Source organism: Caballeronia pedi, from assembly GCF_001544915.2.
In the GTDB taxonomy this organism is placed as follows: Bacteria; Pseudomonadota; Gammaproteobacteria; order Burkholderiales; family Burkholderiaceae; genus Caballeronia; species Caballeronia pedi.
Genome location: NZ_FCOE02000009.1, coordinates 150,886 through 165,663, shown reverse-complemented (window position 1 = coordinate 165,663; position 14,778 = coordinate 150,886). Strand labels below are relative to the sequence as shown.

Genomic DNA, 14,778 nt, shown 5'->3' with positions numbered 1-14,778 from the left:
TCTTGCCATGTCCGATCAAGACCGCTTCGCTTCGCTCGCCGGCTACGCCCACGCGCTGTTGCGCATCGTCGCGTCATATCTGCTGCTCACGCACGCGAGCGCGAAGCTCTTTCACGTTCCCCACATCGCGATGTTCGACGGCCTGCCGCTGTTCTCGCTGCTCGGCGCGGCGGGAATCATCGAACTGGTCGGCGGCGTGCTCGTGCTGATCGGTTTCTTCACGCGCGCGGCCGCGTTCGTGCTGTCGGGCGAACTGGCGTTTGCGTATTTCATCGGACACGCGCCGAACGGGCATGTCTTCCTGCCACTCCTGAATCAGGGCGAGCCGGCCGTGCTGCTCTCGTTCATCTATCTGTTCATCGCGGCGGCGGGGCCGGGCGCGTGGAGCATCGACAATCGACGTTGACCTTCACTTGGGCCACTCGTCGAGCTCGTCGTTGAAGAGCGACGCGACGATGCCGCGCAGCCACACCGTACGCGCGTCGTTGTGAAACTTGCGATGCCAATGCTGCTTCAGATCGAAGCGCGGCAACGCGAGCGGCGGTTCGGCCAGCGTGATCGACGCGTGCTCGGCGACATACGCGAAGCCGATCGCATGCGGCACGGTCGCGATCAGGTCGGTGCGCGAGAGGATGAACGGCAGGCTCATGAAGTGCGGCGTCTCCAGCACTGCGCGACGCCGCACGCGCTCCTTGTCGAGAAAGTTCTCCAGGATTTCCTGGCTGCGCCCCTCGGCGCGCACAACCGCGTGGCCGCATTCCATGAAGCGTTCCAGCGTCAGCGGCTCGTTCGCAAACGGATGATTGCGCCGCATCAGGCAGATGAAGCGATGCGAGAAAAGCCGCTGCTGAAAAAAATTGTTGCCGCGCAAGTCCGGAAAATAGCCGACGGCGAGATCGATTTCGCCGGCTTCGAGCCCACGCTCGACATCTCCATGCGACGCCGACACCGAGCGCAGGTTCACATTCGGCGCCTCTCTCGCGAACGCTTGCAGAAGCCTCGGCAGGAACACGATTTCGCCGACATCGGATAGCGCGATCGAGAACGTCTCCGTGCTCACCGACGGATCGAAATGCTGCCGGTCGAGCAGGCCGCGCTCGATGCGCGCCAACGCCTCGCGCGCCGCGGGCACGAGCGCGATGGTGCGCGGCGTCGGCTCCATGCCGCGCGAGGTGCGCACGAACAGCGGATCGTTGAAGTACTCGCGCAGGCGCGCAAGCGCGGTCGACACGCGCGGCTGGCTCACGCCGAGCCGTTCGGCGGCGCGGCTGACATTACGTGTCTCCTCGATCGCGACGAGGTACGGAATCAGATTCAGATCGAGGTCGTTCATGGCGTGATGCGCCGTCATCCGCGCCGCGCGACCATGTCGGACACGCGCTGCGCCGCGTCCTGAAGCGGCTCCAGAAACGCCTTCACCATCTGCTTCGCGTTCTTGCGCTGCGCGTTGCCGCTGATGTTCAGCGCCGCGATCACGCGGCCTTGCCGGTCGCGGATCGGCGCGGACATCGAAATCAGTCCTTCCTCCAGTTCCTGATCGACGATCGCCCAGCCCTGACGTCGCACGGCGGCGATCGCGTCCTTGAGCGCGTCTTTGTCGACGATGGTGCGCGGCGTGCGCGCGACGAGCGAACTCGAATCGAGCGCTTCGTCGAGGCGCGCTTCGTCGAGCGCGGCGAGCAGCACGCGGCCCATCGACGTGCAGAACGCGGGCAGGCGGCTGCCAATCGACAGATTCTGCGTGATGATCTTGTGGGTCGGCACACGCAGCACGTAGACGATTTCCGCGCCGTTCAGCACGGCCGCCGAGCAACTTTCGTGGACCTGCTCGACGAGGTCTTCCATCACCGGCTCGGCGAGATTCCAGAAGGGCATCGACGTCAGATACGCGAAACCCAGATCGAGGATCTTCGGCGTCAGTTGAAAGAGGCGGCCGTCTGCTTCGACATAACCGAGCGCCTGCAGCGTCAGAAGAATACGGCGCGCGCCCGCGCGCGTGAGACCCGTCGCGCCGGCGACATCCGTCAGCGTCTGCGCGGGGCGGTTCGCATCGAACGAGCGGATCACTGCGAGTCCGCGCGCGAACGACTGGACATAGGCATCGCCGGGACGCGACGGCGCGTCCTGAGACTCGGCTTCCTGATTGAGCGTGGCTGGATTCTTCATAAGGCGGATGATGAAGGCATGAACCGGTGGCGGCTCCGTGAAAACCCGAGGTTTGCAGATGCTTCGTTGACACGACAACGAATGCAGGAATACCATGCCGATGTTCGCTAAACGAATCCATGTTCGCATATCGAACATTTCGATGCAAGTCTGATTACGAGCAGGTAAACCCCGAGTTCGGGACGGGCGCGCGAAGCCAAAGCGGCGCTCAGACTGGAGAAGAACGGCAATGATCAACAAGATTTTCGAATCGCTCGCCTCGGCCGTCGCCGACGTCAACGACGGAGCGACCATCATGATCGGCGGATTCGGCACGGCGGGCATGCCGTCCGAGCTGATCGACGCGCTCATCGAGCAGGGCGCGCGCGAACTCACCATCGTCAACAACAACGCCGGCAACGGCGATACGGGTCTCGCCGCCTTGCTCAAGGCGAAGCGCGTGCGCAAGATCATCTGCTCGTTTCCGCGTCAGACGGATTCATATGTATTCGACGCGCTCTATCGCGCGGGCGAAGTTGAACTGGAACTCGTGCCGCAGGGCAATCTGGCCGAGCGCATCCGTGCGGCGGGCGCGGGCATCGGCGGCTTTTTCACGCCGACTGGCTACGGCACGCGGCTCGCGGAAGGCAAGGAAACGCGCGTGATCGACGGCAAGCATTACGTGCTGGAAGCGCCGCTGCACGCGGATTTCGCGCTCGTGAAGGCATACAAGGGCGACCGCTGGGGCAATCTGGTCTATCGTAAGACTGCGCGCAACTTCGGCCCGATCATGGCGAGCGCCGCGAAAACGGCGATCGTGCAGGTGTCGAAGGTCGTGGCGCTCGGCGAGCTGGACCCCGAAAACATCGTGACGCCGGGCATCTTCGTGCAGCGCGTCGTCGAAGTGCCGCAAGCCGTGCATCAAGCCGAACTCGCTGCTTAAAGGAAGGACGAAAAGCCATGAAGAAACTCACTCGTGACGAAATGGCCCGGCGCGTGGCCGCGGACATTCCCGAAGGCGCCTATGTGAACCTCGGCATCGGCGTGCCGACGCTCGTCGCCAATCACCTCGCGGCGGATCGCGAAATCTTCCTGCACAGCGAAAACGGCCTACTCGGCATGGGCCCGGCGCCCGCCAAGGGCGAGGAAGACGACGAACTCATCAATGCAGGCAAGCAGCATGTGACGCTGTTGACCGGCGGCGCGTATTTCCACCACGCGGATTCGTTCGCGATGATGCGCGGCGGCCATCTCGACTTCTGCGTGCTCGGCGCGTTCCAGGTCTCGGCGACGGGCGATCTCGCGAACTGGCACACCGGCGCGCCCGACGCGATTCCTGCCGTCGGCGGCGCGATGGACCTCGCGATCGGCGCGAAGCAGGTCTACGTGATGATGGAACTGCTCACGAAGCAGGGCGAAAGCAAGCTGGTCGCGGAGTGCTCGTATCCGGTGACGGGCGTGCAGTGCGTGAACCGCGTGTACACCGACCTCGCCGTGTTCGACGTGACGCCGGAAGGCCTGGTCGTGCGCGAGATGGTGGAAGGTCTGTCGTTCGACGAATTGCAGAAGCTGGCCCAGGTGCCGCTGCAATACGCACCGCTGACCGAAGCCGCCTGAACCTGAGAGATAAAAGAGAACTGGAGCAACTGATGAAAGAAGCTTTCGTATGTGATGCGATCCGCACGCCGATCGGCCGTTACGGCGGTTCGCTCTCCTCCGTGCGCGCCGACGACCTCGGCGCCGTGCCGCTGCGCGCGCTCATCGAGCGCAACAAGGAAGTGGACTGGGAAGCCGTCGAGGAAGTGATCTACGGCAACGCGAATCAGGCGGGCGAAGACAATCGCAACGTCGCGCGCATGTCGGCGCTGCTGGCGGGGCTGCCGGTCGGCACGCCGGGCACCACCGTGAACCGTCTGTGCGGCTCGGGCATGGACGCGATCGGCGTCGCGGCCCGCGCGATCAAGGCGGGCGAGACGAGCCTGATGATCGCGGGCGGCGTCGAAAGCATGAGCCGCGCGCCGTTCGTGATGGGCAAGGCGACGAGCGCGTTCTCGCGTCAGGCCGAAATCCACGATACGACCATCGGCTGGCGTTTCATCAATCCGCTGATGAAGAAGCAGTACGGCGTCGACTCGATGCCCGAGACCGCCGAAAACGTCGCGGACGACTACAAGATCAGCCGCGCCGATCAGGACGCGTTCGCATTGCGCTCGCAACAGAAAGCGGCGCGCGCGCAGAAGGACGGCACGCTGGCGCAGGAAATCGTCGCGGTGACGATTCCGCAAAAGAAGGGCGACGCGCTCGTCGTCGACAAAGACGAGCACCCGCGCGAAACGAGCCTCGAAGCGCTCGCGAAGCTGAAGGGCGTCGTGCGTCCGGACGGTTCGGTGACGGCGGGCAACGCGTCGGGCGTGAACGACGGCGCGGTCGCCATGCTGATCGCCGATGAAGAGAGCGCGAAGCGCCACGGCCTCACGCCGCGCGCGCGCATTCTCGGCATCGCGACCGCAGGCGTACCGCCGCGCGTGATGGGCATCGGGCCGGGTCCGGCGTCGCAGAAGCTGCTCGCGCGCCTTGGCATGACCATCGATCAGATGGACGTGATCGAACTGAACGAAGCGTTCGCGTCGCAAGGTCTCGCCACGCTGCGCATGCTCGGCGTCGCCGACGACGATCCCCGCGTCAACCCGAACGGCGGCGCGATCGCGCTCGGCCATCCGCTCGGCGCGTCGGGCGCGCGGCTCGTGACGACCGCGAGCTATCAGCTTCATCGCACCGGCGGCCGCTTCGCGCTCTGCACGATGTGCATCGGCGTGGGCCAGGGCATCGCGATGATCATCGAGCGCGTCTGAGCCCATGTTCGCATCCACGGGACGTCTCACCGATCTGGTTTGCGGCAACGTCGCCGCGAACGAGATCTGGTCGCCGCGCGCGACCGTGCAGGCGATGCTCGACGTCGAAGCCGCGCTCGCGCGTGCGTCGGCGCTGCATGGCGTGATTCCGTCGAGCGCGGTCGAGGCGATCGTCGCCGCGTGCCAGGCCGACAACATCGACGCCGACGCGTTGATGAGCGGCGCGCAGGCGGGCGGCAATCTCGCGATTCCGCTCGTCAAGCAACTGACGGCGGTCGTGAAGGCGCGCGACGCCGAAGCGGCGAAGTACGTGCACTGGGGCGCGACGAGTCAGGACATCATCGATACGGGCGTCGTGCTGCAATTGCGCGCGGCGCTCGATCTGCTCGATGCGGATTTACTCGCACTTTCCGACGCGCTCGTCACACAGGCTCAAGCGCACAAGAAGACGCCGATGATCGGCCGAACCTGGCTTCAGCAGGCGCTGCCGATCACGCTCGGCCTGAAGTTCGCGCAATGGCTCGATGCGGTGACGCGTCATCGTGAGCGCCTCGACGCGTTGCGCTCACGCGCGCTGGTGCTGCAATTCGGCGGTGCGGCGGGCACGCTCGCGAGTCTGCGCGACCAGGCGTTGCCGGTTGCGCACGCGCTTGCGGAAGATTTGAAGCTGACGCTGCCCGCGCTGCCGTGGCATACACAGCGCGACCGCATCGCGGAAGCCGCGTCGTTTCTCGGCATGTTGACGGGCACGCTCGGCAAGATTGCGCGTGATATTTCGCTGATGATGCAGACCGAAGTCGGCGAAGTCGCCGAACCGGCGGCGGCGGGCAAGGGCGGTTCGTCGACCATGCCGCACAAGCGCAATCCCGTCGGCTGCGCGGCGGTGCTGACGGCCGCGACGCGCGCGCCCAATCTCGTCGCGACGATCTTCGCAGGCATGGTGCAGGAACACGAACGCGCGCTCGGCGGCTGGCAGGCCGAATGGGAAGCGCTGCCCGACCTCGCGCGTCTGACAGCGGGCGCGCTCGCGAACATCAAGAGCATCGTCCCGACGATGGAAGTCAACGTCGAACGCCTCGCGCGGAATCTGAACGTGACCAATGGCCTCGTGCTCGGCGAAGCGGTGATGCTCGCGCTCGGCGATGCGATCGGCCGGCTCGACGCACACAAGCTGGTCGAGGGCGCATCGAAGGCGTCGGTCGCGAACGGCTCCTCGCTGTTCGACGAACTCGCCGCGAACGAAACCGTCGCGCGTCATCTGTCGCACGATCAACTGAAGCAATTGCTCGATCCGGCGAACTACGTCGGTCAGGCGCAGGCGTTCGTCGCCGCCGCCATCGCAAACGCCAACTCGAACAAACAGGAGCAGTAAAAACATGCCTCTTGCCGAAGTGAACGGAACGCGGATTCACTATCGCATCGATGTCACGGCGGGCGACGACGCCCCGTGGCTCGTGCTGTCGAATTCGCTCGGCGCCGATGTCTCGATGTGGACGCCGAACATCGAAGCGTTCGCGCAGCACTACCGCGTCGTGCGCTACGACACGCGCGGCCACGGCCATTCGGACGTGCCGCCGGGACCGTACACGATCGATCAGCTGATCGGCGACGTGATCGGCCTCATGGACCATCTCAAGATCGAGCGCGCGAGCTACTGCGGCCTGTCGATGGGCGGGCTGACCGGCATTGGCCTGGCCGCGCGCCATCCGGAGCGCTTCGCGCGCGTGGTGCTGTCGAACACCGCCGCGCTGATCGGCTCGGACGCGGTGTGGACGCCGCGCGCGGCGAAGGCACGCGAGCCGGGCGGCATGCCCGCGCTGACCGACGCCGTGATCGCGCGCTGGTTCACCGCGCCGTTCATCGAGCGCGAGCAGCTCGAACTCACGAATATCCGCGATGTGTTCCGCCACACTTCGGGCGACGGCTACGCATCGAACTGCGAAGCGATCCGCGATGCCGATCTGCGCGGCGAAGCGAAAACCATCAGGTTGCCGGTGCTCGTGATCGCCGGCACGCACGACCTGTCGACGACCGCCGAACAGGGCCGTGAGCTTGCGGGTTACATCGAGGGCTCGCGTTACGTCGAACTCGACGCGGCGCATCTGTCGAACATCGAAAAGCGCGACGACTACACGCGCGCGGTCCTCGAATTCCTCGGAGAACAACAATGACCGACGACGAACGCTACGAAGCCGGAATGAAGGTTCGCCGCGCGGTGCTGTCCGACGCACACGTCGACCGCTCGCTCACGAACCGCACGGAACTGACGATCGAATTCCAGAACTTCATCACGCGCTATGCGTGGGGCGAAATCTGGACGCGCGACGGCCTGCCGCGCCACACGCGCAGCCTTCTCACGATCGCGATGATGGTCGCGCTGAACCGCAGCGAAGAACTCGCGCTGCATTTGCGCGCCGCGAAGAACAACGGCGTCACGCAGGACGAGATCAAGGAAGTGCTGTTGCAGACCGCGGTGTATTGCGGCGTGCCGGCGGCGAACTCGGCCTTTCACCTCGCGCAGAAGATCTTCGACGAGGAAAGCAAGGCGTAGTCGCGCAACGGGTTCGATCGAAAGAAAACCGTCTCCGGGAAACTGGAGACGGTTTTTTCGCTTCTGGACTCAGAACGCGTAATACGGTCCCGGGCCCGCGGGCGTCGGGCGTCCGGCGAGCGCCGTGAATATGCGGCGGCCGTAGAAGAATGGCAGACCCCAGTCGAAGAAGCCGCTCGCGGTGCCGGCGAGGTTGTCGAAGGCGAAGTTGCCCGTGCCGAACAAGGCCGTCGACTGCGCGATCGTGAAGTTCACCGCGCTTTGCGCGCCGCTCGACGAGCGGATCGTCGCGGCGATCGTCTGCGGCGTCGACGGGCAATACCACACGCCGCAACGGGCCAGTGTCGTCGAGGGGAAGAAGACGCCGTTCGATCCGCTGTCGATGAAGCTCGACCCGTACTGGTTGCCGCCGAAGTCCGTGGTGACGTAGCCGGTGAGCGAGCTCGATTTGAGCACAGTCGCGGACCCGAGCAGGTTGTTCGACTGCGAGCCGATGCCGAAGGTCATCGTCCCGGTCACCGTGGCCGCGCCGCTGTCCGGTATGTCGGGCAGCTCGATCAGCACACCGTTGTTGTCGGAGGCGAAGTTCGCGACCGGATTCGTTACCTGCTGGGCGACGGGCAACGTGCTCGCGACGCAGTTGCTCGAGATGCAGCTGTAGTACCAGCGCGGCATGGCCGACACTGCGCAGCCCGCGCCGCAATCGGCGGTGAAGGGGCCGACACCGAGAATCCCGTTGCCGCGCAGCGACGAAGCGGAGAGCATCGGCAGGCCGGACTGGCTGCAATCGTCCGCGGTGTTGGGCACGGCGGAATCGGCGATCAGTTGCACGGAGGTCGAGCCCGCGACCTGGCCAGCGAGGCGGACATCGGCCTGGCGCACCGCGCCCCACGTGTAGCCCGAGCCGAACACCGCGCATTCCGCGACGATCGCGTTGCCGCTCGCGACGAGCGGCAGCGCGATCGACGGATCGAGCGCGGACGCCAGCACGCGCAGTCCGTGCGAACCGGTATCGACCTGAATGTTGTCGATGGTCTGACAGGTGCTCGTGCCGGGCACGCAGATCGTCACACTGGTTTGCAGCATGTTGCGCGTGTTGGTGGGCGTGCTGGCGACGATGATCGTCTGGACGTTGGGCGTCGTCGATTGCGGCACCGTCGCGGTCGTGGCCGGCGCTGCTGTCGAGCTCGCGGGCGTGGCGGCGCTGGCCGTTTCCGGGGCGCTCGCCTGCGGGGCGGGCGCGGCGGAACTTCCGCTGGGAGCGCTGCTGGAGCCGCCGCCTCCGCCGCATGCGTGAAGGAGCGCGCAGAGCGCGAGCGCGGGAATCGCGAGAAGGGCGCGGGGTTTCATCGTCGTCCTCCTATTGGATGTCCGTTGCGTTCACGCCCGGCGGCAGGCCGCTTGCGAGCCACGCACGGCCGCTGAACTCGCGCAGCCGCACGCGATTCTCGACGACCAGGTCGCCCTGCGCGACGCGCGCCGTGTGCAGACCCGCTTCGCCAACCGACGCATTCGCGCCTCGCCGGAAGGTCTCGAAGTACGTGCCGAGGAGCGCTTGCACGTCCGGCATCGCGGGGCCGTGCCAGGACACGGCGTACACATCGCCGCTCGAATCGACGTATTCGCGCACGACGATGCCGTGCGCGTCGGTCGTCTCGTAGTATCGCAAGAGGCCGCCCTGAGCCTGATGTACGACATCGCCCTGCGACATGCTCGCGGCGCGCCCGGATGCGCCGAGTTGAGCATGAACGGACGTCGTCGCGCCGATCGCGAGGATCGCGAGGCCCGCCGCCGCACAGTGAGGAATTCTGAATTTTGTCATCGCTGCCTCTCAGGTAATTAGGATTCTTCTTATTATTTAGAGGGGATTTTAGGATGAAGACGAGACGAAGTGATACGGAGCGGCGAGGGGGGAGGTGCGGCGAGACTCGGGTGGGGTGAGAAAAAATTCATCTTACAATCAACATGTTACGAATCATGAAAAATCGGATTGCCGCTTTTCGTGATTGTCATAAATTGTCAATTCGAGGCGAAACGTCTCAAATACAAAGTTCAGATGCGTTGTTTAATGACCTCGGTCTGTCTTTTGCGGCGACAGGCAGGAAACATGTCGCAAGGGCGGCTCCCGGTCGCCCGACGCTCTTTTTTTCACGGCCGCGCGCCGGACCGGTAAAATAGCGGGTTGATCCACGGAAGAACGGCCGTGGCGTAGCGGAAGGATTTTCCAAATGACAGATTTTCGTGTAACCAGGCGCATGGCTGCGCTTTTCGCGGTGGCCGGAATCGTGGCGGGATGCGGCACATCCAATCCCAACGCGTTCAACTACAAGAGCGATCAGCGTTCGAAACAGGTGTCTCTCGCCGTTCCGCCGAATCTGCTCGACGAAGCGGCCGACCAGCGTTCGCTGCCGCCGCAGGGCGGACAGGCAACGCTCTCCGATCTGCAGCAGATTCAGAAAGTCGCACCGAACGCTCCCACGGTGGCGCCGCCCGTCTCGGGCATGCACGTCCAGCGCGAAGGTACCGAGCGCTGGCTCGTCATCGACGGCAAGACGCCCGAACAGGTGTGGCCGCAGGTTCGTCGCTTCTGGCAGGAGCAGGGCTTTCTGCTCGTGGTCGATCAGCGCGACAAGGGCGTGATGGAAACGGACTGGAACGAAACCCATCCGCAGATTTCCGACGGCCTGATCCGCGACACGCTCGCCAAGGCAACCGGCAACTCGTATGTCACCGCCGAGCGCAACAAGTACCGCACGCGCCTCGAAACGGCGCCCAGCGGCGGCACCTACGTGTTCATCAGCCAGAAGGGCATGCGCGAGGCGCTGACGGGCGTGAACAACGATTCGAGCCAGTGGCAGGCGCGCCCGAACGATCCGGCGCTCGAAAACGAATACCTGAAGCGGCTGATGTCGTCGCTGGCGATGGCGGACCAGCGCACCGCTTCGGGCGGCGCGACACCGCTGGATGCACCGGCTGCAGGTGCAGCGGGTGCGAAGGGCGGCGATTCGAAGGCGGCATCGGTTGCGGCGCAGAACGCCGCGAACGCGGGCAACTCGCCGATCAGAAACGAGGCGGTGCCCGAGGCCACGACCTCTGAACTGACCTTGCCGGAAGCGTATGACCGCGCGTGGTTGCGTGTGGGCACGGCGCTCGATCGCGCCAACTTCACGGTGGACGACCGCGACCGTGCGAAGGGCGTCTACTACGTGCGCTACGTCGATCCGACCGACAAGACATCGGCCGAGCAGGGCTTCTGGAGCCAGGTGTTCCACGGCCGCAAGGAAATGAAGGCGAAGCAGTATCAGGTCAACGTGCGCGCGGTCACCGAGCAGCAGACGCGCGTGGCGATCGTCGACGACAAGGGCAACCTGGATTCGACGCCGCAAGCGCGGCAGATCATGGCGCTCCTCGCAGACCAGATCAGCTAATCGTTTCCGCAACTGAACCACGAAAAACCGCCTCCTTCGCGAGGCGGTTTTTTTGCGCCTTCACCGTCGCGACGGGCGCGCAAACGATTCTCTTCAGTGTGCACAGAAATGCGAGGCTGACCGGCGAATTGCGCAGACAATTCTTTCTATCGCGAAATGTGCGCAAAAGCTTATAGAAATGGCCGTGCGAACAGTACATTGCATCAATGGCGCAAAACGCGGTTTCTGCGACCTCTAGACGCGGCCCTACACGCCTCGCACGACATAAACAGACGATTGGTTCGCTACGCGCGAACCCCGATGGCCCCGTCGCCTATCCTCGTAGGGCGACGGTTTTTGCCCGCGTTTCGCTTGGAACGCGGGCTTTTTCTTTGGCCACCCGAGTCGATCGTTTCGGCGGCGTGCGACGCGCGCGGTTATGCTCCTGGTTTCATCGATTCATGAAAACAGGAGAACGTTTATGTCGGAAGTTGCCGTCGTCGCGATTTTTGTCGCCAGGCCGGGCAAGGAAGAGGAATTGAGGCTCGTGCTCGAAGCCAATGTCGAGCCGACGCGGAAGGAACCGGGCGCGCTGCAGTACGATTTGCACCGCGACATCAAGGAGCCGCGGCGCTTTATCTTCGTCGAGCGCTGGGAAAGCGAGGCCGCGCTCGCGAAGCACGGCGAATCGGCGCATATTCAGACGTTTCGCGCCAAAGCGCCGGATCTATACGAGCACGGCGAAGTCCGCGTCGCGAGCAAGATTCTCTGACGGAACCGCGGACCGTCTTCAGTGCGTTTCGTGCGGCACGTCGAGGATCAGGATGATGGTCCAGTCGGCGTCGCCGTCGTGATGATACTGGCGCTCCGCGACGATGAACGGCTGCTGCTTGCCGGACGGCCCGAGAAAAAGCACGTCGCCTTCCATCGGCAGACATTCGACGGGCGGCAGCGCCAGATACGAGTCCTTGTTCACGTTGCGCGGCATCAGTTTTTCGATCTTGCGCGATGCCGCTTCGGTCCATTCGATATCGAGCTGGATATTGCTCATGCTGTCGTTCGCACGGTCAGTGCGCTCCACGGTTGAATCGTTGAAAAGACGATGCGCAATGTAGCACACGCCGTGCTCGATCCATGAGGCGCGCCAGACGAAAAAACGGCCCGGAGGCCGCTTTTTCGCCGTGCGTCAAAACCCCTCGAAACGCTCAGATTTCCTCGTACAGCGGCAGCGTCAGAAACTCGGTGAAATGCGCCGACGTCGACATCTCCTCGAAGATTTTCGCCGCGCGTTCGTAGGGCTTCGTGTCGGCGCCCGACGCGCTGACAGCCTGCTTCACCTTCTCCAGTTCGTCGATCGTGATCTCGCGGACCATCGCGGCGGTGACCTTGCGGCCATCGTCGAGTTTGCCCTTCGGCGAGCGGATCCATTGCCACACCTGCGAGCGCGAGATTTCGGCGGTCGCGGCGTCTTCCATCAGATTGTGGATCGGCACGCAGCCATTGCCCGCGAGCCACGAACCGAGATAGTGGACACCGACGTTCACGTTGTTGCGCAGACCCGCTTCGGTGATCGGTTCTTCCGGGCGGAAGTCGAGCAGGTCGTGCGCGGTGACCTGCACATCGGTGCGCTGCTTGCCGATCTGGTTCGGCTGGTCGCCGAGCACCTTCACGAACTCTTCCATCGCGATCGGCACGAGGCCCGGATGCGCGACCCAGCCGCCGTCGTAGCCGTCGCTCGCATCGCGCGCCTTGTCGGAGCGCACGCCGCCCATCGCCTTCTCGTTGGCGGCGGGATCGTTCTTGATCGGAATCAGCGCGGACATGCCGCCGATCGCCGGCGCGTTGCGCTTGTGACAGGTCTTCAGCAGTTCGAGCGCGTAGGCGCGCATGAAGGGTGAAGTCATCGTGATCTTCGCGCGGTCGGCGAGGCAGAAGCTGGTGTCGTTCTTGAACTTCTTGATCGCCGAGAAAATGTAGTCCCAGCGGCCCGCGTTCAGCCCGGAGCTATGCTCGCGCAATTCGTACAGGATCTCGTCCATCTCGAAGGCGGCGAGAATCGTTTCGACCAGCACCGTCGCGCGGATCGTGCCGCGCGCAATGCCCACGCCTTCCTGCGCCGCGACGAAGATGTCGTTCCACAGACGCGCTTCGAGATGGCTTTCCATCTTCGGCAGATAGAAGTAGGGGCCGCTGCCGCGCGCGATCAGTTCCTTCGCGTTGTGGAAGAGGAAGAGCGCGAAATCGAAGATGCCGCCCGACACGCGCTGACCATCGACGCTCACGTGCTTTTCATCCAGATGCCAGCCGCGCGGACGCACGATCAGGGTCGCGATCTTGTCGTTGAGCTGGTACGACTTGCCGTTCTGTTCGAGCGCGATCGTGCGGCGCACTGCTTCCTTCAGGTTGATCTGGCCGACGATCTGGTTGTCCCAGTTCGGCGCGTTCGAATCCTCGAAGTCGGTCATGTACGAATCCGCGCCGGAGTTGAGCGCGTTGATGATCATCTTGCGCTCGACCGGGCCGGTGATTTCGACGCGCCGGCATTGCAGATCCTTCGGCAGCGGTGCAACTTTCCAGTCGCCTTGGCGGATCGCTTTCGTCTCTTCGAGGAAGTTCGGACGTTCGCCCGCATCGAGACGTCTGGTGCGCTCGACGCGCGCGGCGAGCAGTTGCTGGCGGCGCGGCTCGAACTGGCGATGCAGCGACGCGACGAACGCGAGCGCTTCGGGCGTCAGGATGGTCTCGTAGCCGGGCTTGATATCGGCCGAGATGTCCATGCCTTTCGGAAGCGAAAGCGGATTCGATGGATGCGTCATGGTTTTCTCCTTGGTCGGTCAGACGGTTTTGCTGGTGGTTCGCTTGCTGCGATAAAAAGGTGATGAGATCAGCTGCCGGGCGGACGACGCCCGCCGCCCGCGCGACGGCTCGCGAGCGCAATGTCCTGCCGCGCGCAGCCGTTGTCGAGGAACGCGATGAGGTCGGCCATGCCGCGTCCGCAGGCGTGCGGCGCAACGCCGAGTTCTTCGATCGGCAGCGCCGCGCGATTGATCCAGAAAGTCGTGTAGCCGAACCACGTCGCGCCGGCGACATCCCAGCCGTTCGACGACACGAACACGATGTCGCGCGCGGCCGCGCCGAACGCGCGCGTGCCGAGCGCATACGCGGCGGCGGCAGGCTTGTAGGCGCGCACGGCATCGACGGACAGCACGTGATCGAAGAGCCCGGTCATGCCGGCGCTCTTCACGGCGATGTCGAGCATGGGCGGATTGCCGTTCGACAGAATCGCGAGCGGCATATCGAAGCCCTCGCGCAACTGACGCAGCGCGGGCACGGTGTCGGGGAACGCGGACAGGCACGCGTATTCGTCCATCAGCCGCTTTTCGGCGGCTTGAGTCAGCGCATCGGCGAGATCGAGTCGCGCGGCCGCATGGCGCAACGCATCGATCGTGATGTTCCAGAAGGCCTCGTAATGCGCGCCCGCCGGATCGGCGAGCGTGCGCAACTGCGTGTATTCGATCTGCTTTTGACGCCAGAGCTGCGACAGCGCGTCGCCGTGGCCGGGAAAGAGCTGCTCGGCGGCCGCGACGACCGAATGTACGTCGAAGAGCGTGCCGTAGGCGTCGAAGATGACTGCGCGGGGAGGGTTCACAGATCGGGACGATGCGTGTGTCGTTATGGCCGACATAGCCGTGCGCTCCATGTAGAGGTCGGAATCGATTGTATTCGTGATCGAAGTGATGGAAAAAGAGGCGTCGAATCACTTGATCTTTTACTTTTACTTACCTAATCTGTGCGCAAGCTGAATCATTGAAGACGAACACGC

General features: G+C 64.2%; 16 protein-coding genes. 9 read left to right on the top strand and 7 right to left on the bottom strand.

The features are described 5' to 3' along the window. Positions 1–7: 7 nt before the first annotated feature. Complete coding sequence (locus AWB80_RS16305; RefSeq protein WP_061175707.1) at positions 8–406, top strand: DoxX family protein; 399 nt, start codon at positions 8–10, stop codon at positions 404–406. Positions 407–409: 3 nt separating this feature from the next. Here the strand turns inward: AWB80_RS16305 and AWB80_RS16300 are convergent, their stop codons facing one another. Beyond that, positions 410–1,333: a LysR family transcriptional regulator gene (locus tag AWB80_RS16300; RefSeq protein ID WP_061175820.1), complete on the bottom strand. Its 924-nt coding sequence runs from the start codon at positions 1,331–1,333 to the stop codon at positions 410–412. 14 nt (positions 1,334–1,347) lie between these two features. Beyond that, positions 1,348–2,166, bottom strand: coding sequence for an IclR family transcriptional regulator (locus tag AWB80_RS16295; RefSeq protein WP_061175706.1), 819 nt, complete (start codon positions 2,164–2,166; stop codon positions 1,348–1,350). Between the two features lie 229 nt (positions 2,167–2,395). Here AWB80_RS16295 and AWB80_RS16290 point away from each other — a divergent pair, with 229 nt between their 5' ends. Genes AWB80_RS16290 through pcaC form a run of 6 tightly spaced genes read left to right on the top strand, consistent with a single transcriptional unit; the run spans position 2,396 to position 7,548 of the window. Next, the gene (locus tag AWB80_RS16290) at positions 2,396–3,088 is read left to right on the top strand and encodes a 3-oxoacid CoA-transferase subunit A (RefSeq protein ID WP_061175705.1); all 693 of its coding nucleotides are present in this window, start codon (positions 2,396–2,398) and stop codon (positions 3,086–3,088) included. 17 nt (positions 3,089–3,105) lie between these two features. After that, positions 3,106–3,762 carry a 3-oxoacid CoA-transferase subunit B gene (locus AWB80_RS16285; RefSeq protein ID WP_061175704.1) on the top strand — a complete coding sequence of 219 codons (657 nt, stop codon included), beginning with the start codon at positions 3,106–3,108 and terminating at the stop codon, positions 3,760–3,762. Positions 3,763–3,794: 32 nt separating this feature from the next. Further along, on the top strand, positions 3,795–4,997 hold the full coding sequence (gene pcaF, locus AWB80_RS16280; protein ID WP_061175703.1) for a 3-oxoadipyl-CoA thiolase: 1,203 nt from the start codon (positions 3,795–3,797) through the stop codon (positions 4,995–4,997). A 4-nt stretch (positions 4,998–5,001) separates the two neighbouring features. Then, entirely contained in the window at positions 5,002–6,369 is a 1,368-nt protein-coding gene (locus AWB80_RS16275; RefSeq protein ID WP_061175702.1) for a 3-carboxy-cis,cis-muconate cycloisomerase, read from the top strand. 4 nt (positions 6,370–6,373) lie between these two features. Continuing rightward, complete coding sequence (gene pcaD / locus AWB80_RS16270; protein WP_061175701.1) at positions 6,374–7,168, top strand: 3-oxoadipate enol-lactonase; 795 nt, start codon at positions 6,374–6,376, stop codon at positions 7,166–7,168. Beyond that, positions 7,165–7,548, top strand: a complete 384-nt coding sequence (gene pcaC / locus AWB80_RS16265) for a 4-carboxymuconolactone decarboxylase (RefSeq protein ID WP_061175700.1) — start codon at positions 7,165–7,167, stop codon at positions 7,546–7,548. The genes pcaD and pcaC overlap by 4 nt, the downstream gene beginning before the upstream one ends. A 69-nt stretch (positions 7,549–7,617) precedes the next feature. On the opposite strand, the gene AWB80_RS16260 is transcribed toward pcaC, so the two are convergent. After that, positions 7,618–8,898: a DUF3443 domain-containing protein gene (locus AWB80_RS16260; RefSeq protein WP_061175699.1), complete on the bottom strand. Its 1,281-nt coding sequence runs from the start codon at positions 8,896–8,898 to the stop codon at positions 7,618–7,620. Between the two features lie 10 nt (positions 8,899–8,908). Continuing rightward, positions 8,909–9,370 carry a DUF2844 domain-containing protein gene (locus AWB80_RS16255; RefSeq protein WP_061175698.1) on the bottom strand — a complete coding sequence of 154 codons (462 nt, stop codon included), beginning with the start codon at positions 9,368–9,370 and terminating at the stop codon, positions 8,909–8,911. A 406-nt stretch (positions 9,371–9,776) separates the two neighbouring features. On the opposite strand from AWB80_RS16255, the gene bamC reads away from it, so the two are divergent. Together bamC and AWB80_RS16240 are read left to right on the top strand one after the other, a co-directional pair. Then, positions 9,777–10,976: an outer membrane protein assembly factor BamC gene (bamC, locus tag AWB80_RS16250; RefSeq protein ID WP_061175697.1), complete on the top strand. Its 1,200-nt coding sequence runs from the start codon at positions 9,777–9,779 to the stop codon at positions 10,974–10,976. Between the two features lie 460 nt (positions 10,977–11,436). Then, positions 11,437–11,727 (top strand): putative quinol monooxygenase, encoded by a 291-nt coding sequence (locus AWB80_RS16240; RefSeq protein ID WP_061175695.1) that lies wholly within the window; start codon positions 11,437–11,439, stop codon positions 11,725–11,727. Between the two features lie 18 nt (positions 11,728–11,745). Here the strand turns inward: AWB80_RS16240 and AWB80_RS16235 are convergent, their stop codons facing one another. The 3 genes from AWB80_RS16235 to AWB80_RS16225 form a co-directional block, all read right to left on the bottom strand. Continuing rightward, on the bottom strand, positions 11,746–12,006 hold the full coding sequence (locus AWB80_RS16235; protein WP_035503563.1) for a hypothetical protein: 261 nt from the start codon (positions 12,004–12,006) through the stop codon (positions 11,746–11,748). 154 nt (positions 12,007–12,160) lie between these two features. After that, the gene (aceB, locus tag AWB80_RS16230) at positions 12,161–13,771 is read right to left on the bottom strand and encodes a malate synthase A (RefSeq protein ID WP_061175694.1); all 1,611 of its coding nucleotides are present in this window, start codon (positions 13,769–13,771) and stop codon (positions 12,161–12,163) included. Positions 13,772–13,839: 68 nt separating this feature from the next. Continuing rightward, complete coding sequence (locus AWB80_RS16225) at positions 13,840–14,640, bottom strand: haloacid dehalogenase type II (protein WP_061175693.1); 801 nt, start codon at positions 14,638–14,640, stop codon at positions 13,840–13,842. Between the last annotated feature and the right edge of the window lie 138 nt (positions 14,641–14,778).

What these genes read in the sequence shown, in the direction of transcription:
- AWB80_RS16300 (WP_061175820.1), bottom strand. Translation starts at nt 1,333, where the DNA reads ATGAACGACCTCGATCTGAATCTGATTCCGTACCTCGTCGCGATCGAG.
- pcaD (WP_061175701.1), top strand. Translation starts at nt 6,374, where the DNA reads ATGCCTCTTGCCGAAGTGAACGGAACGCGGATTCACTATCGCATCGAT.
- AWB80_RS16290 (WP_061175705.1), top strand. Translation starts at nt 2,396, where the DNA reads ATGATCAACAAGATTTTCGAATCGCTCGCCTCGGCCGTCGCCGACGTC.
- aceB (WP_061175694.1), bottom strand. Translation starts at nt 13,771, where the DNA reads ATGACGCATCCATCGAATCCGCTTTCGCTTCCGAAAGGCATGGACATC.
- AWB80_RS16305 (WP_061175707.1), top strand. Translation starts at nt 8, where the DNA reads ATGTCCGATCAAGACCGCTTCGCTTCGCTCGCCGGCTACGCCCACGCG.
- AWB80_RS16285 (WP_061175704.1), top strand. Translation starts at nt 3,106, where the DNA reads ATGAAGAAACTCACTCGTGACGAAATGGCCCGGCGCGTGGCCGCGGAC.
- AWB80_RS16260 (WP_061175699.1), bottom strand. Translation starts at nt 8,898, where the DNA reads ATGAAACCCCGCGCCCTTCTCGCGATTCCCGCGCTCGCGCTCTGCGCG.
- AWB80_RS16275 (WP_061175702.1), top strand. Translation starts at nt 5,002, where the DNA reads ATGTTCGCATCCACGGGACGTCTCACCGATCTGGTTTGCGGCAACGTC.
- bamC (WP_061175697.1), top strand. Translation starts at nt 9,777, where the DNA reads ATGACAGATTTTCGTGTAACCAGGCGCATGGCTGCGCTTTTCGCGGTG.
- pcaF (WP_061175703.1), top strand. Translation starts at nt 3,795, where the DNA reads ATGAAAGAAGCTTTCGTATGTGATGCGATCCGCACGCCGATCGGCCGT.
- AWB80_RS16295 (WP_061175706.1), bottom strand. Translation starts at nt 2,166, where the DNA reads ATGAAGAATCCAGCCACGCTCAATCAGGAAGCCGAGTCTCAGGACGCG.
- pcaC (WP_061175700.1), top strand. Translation starts at nt 7,165, where the DNA reads ATGACCGACGACGAACGCTACGAAGCCGGAATGAAGGTTCGCCGCGCG.
- AWB80_RS16225 (WP_061175693.1), bottom strand. Translation starts at nt 14,640, where the DNA reads ATGTCGGCCATAACGACACACGCATCGTCCCGATCTGTGAACCCTCCC.
- AWB80_RS16255 (WP_061175698.1), bottom strand. Translation starts at nt 9,370, where the DNA reads ATGACAAAATTCAGAATTCCTCACTGTGCGGCGGCGGGCCTCGCGATC.
- AWB80_RS16240 (WP_061175695.1), top strand. Translation starts at nt 11,437, where the DNA reads ATGTCGGAAGTTGCCGTCGTCGCGATTTTTGTCGCCAGGCCGGGCAAG.
- AWB80_RS16235 (WP_035503563.1), bottom strand. Translation starts at nt 12,006, where the DNA reads ATGAGCAATATCCAGCTCGATATCGAATGGACCGAAGCGGCATCGCGC.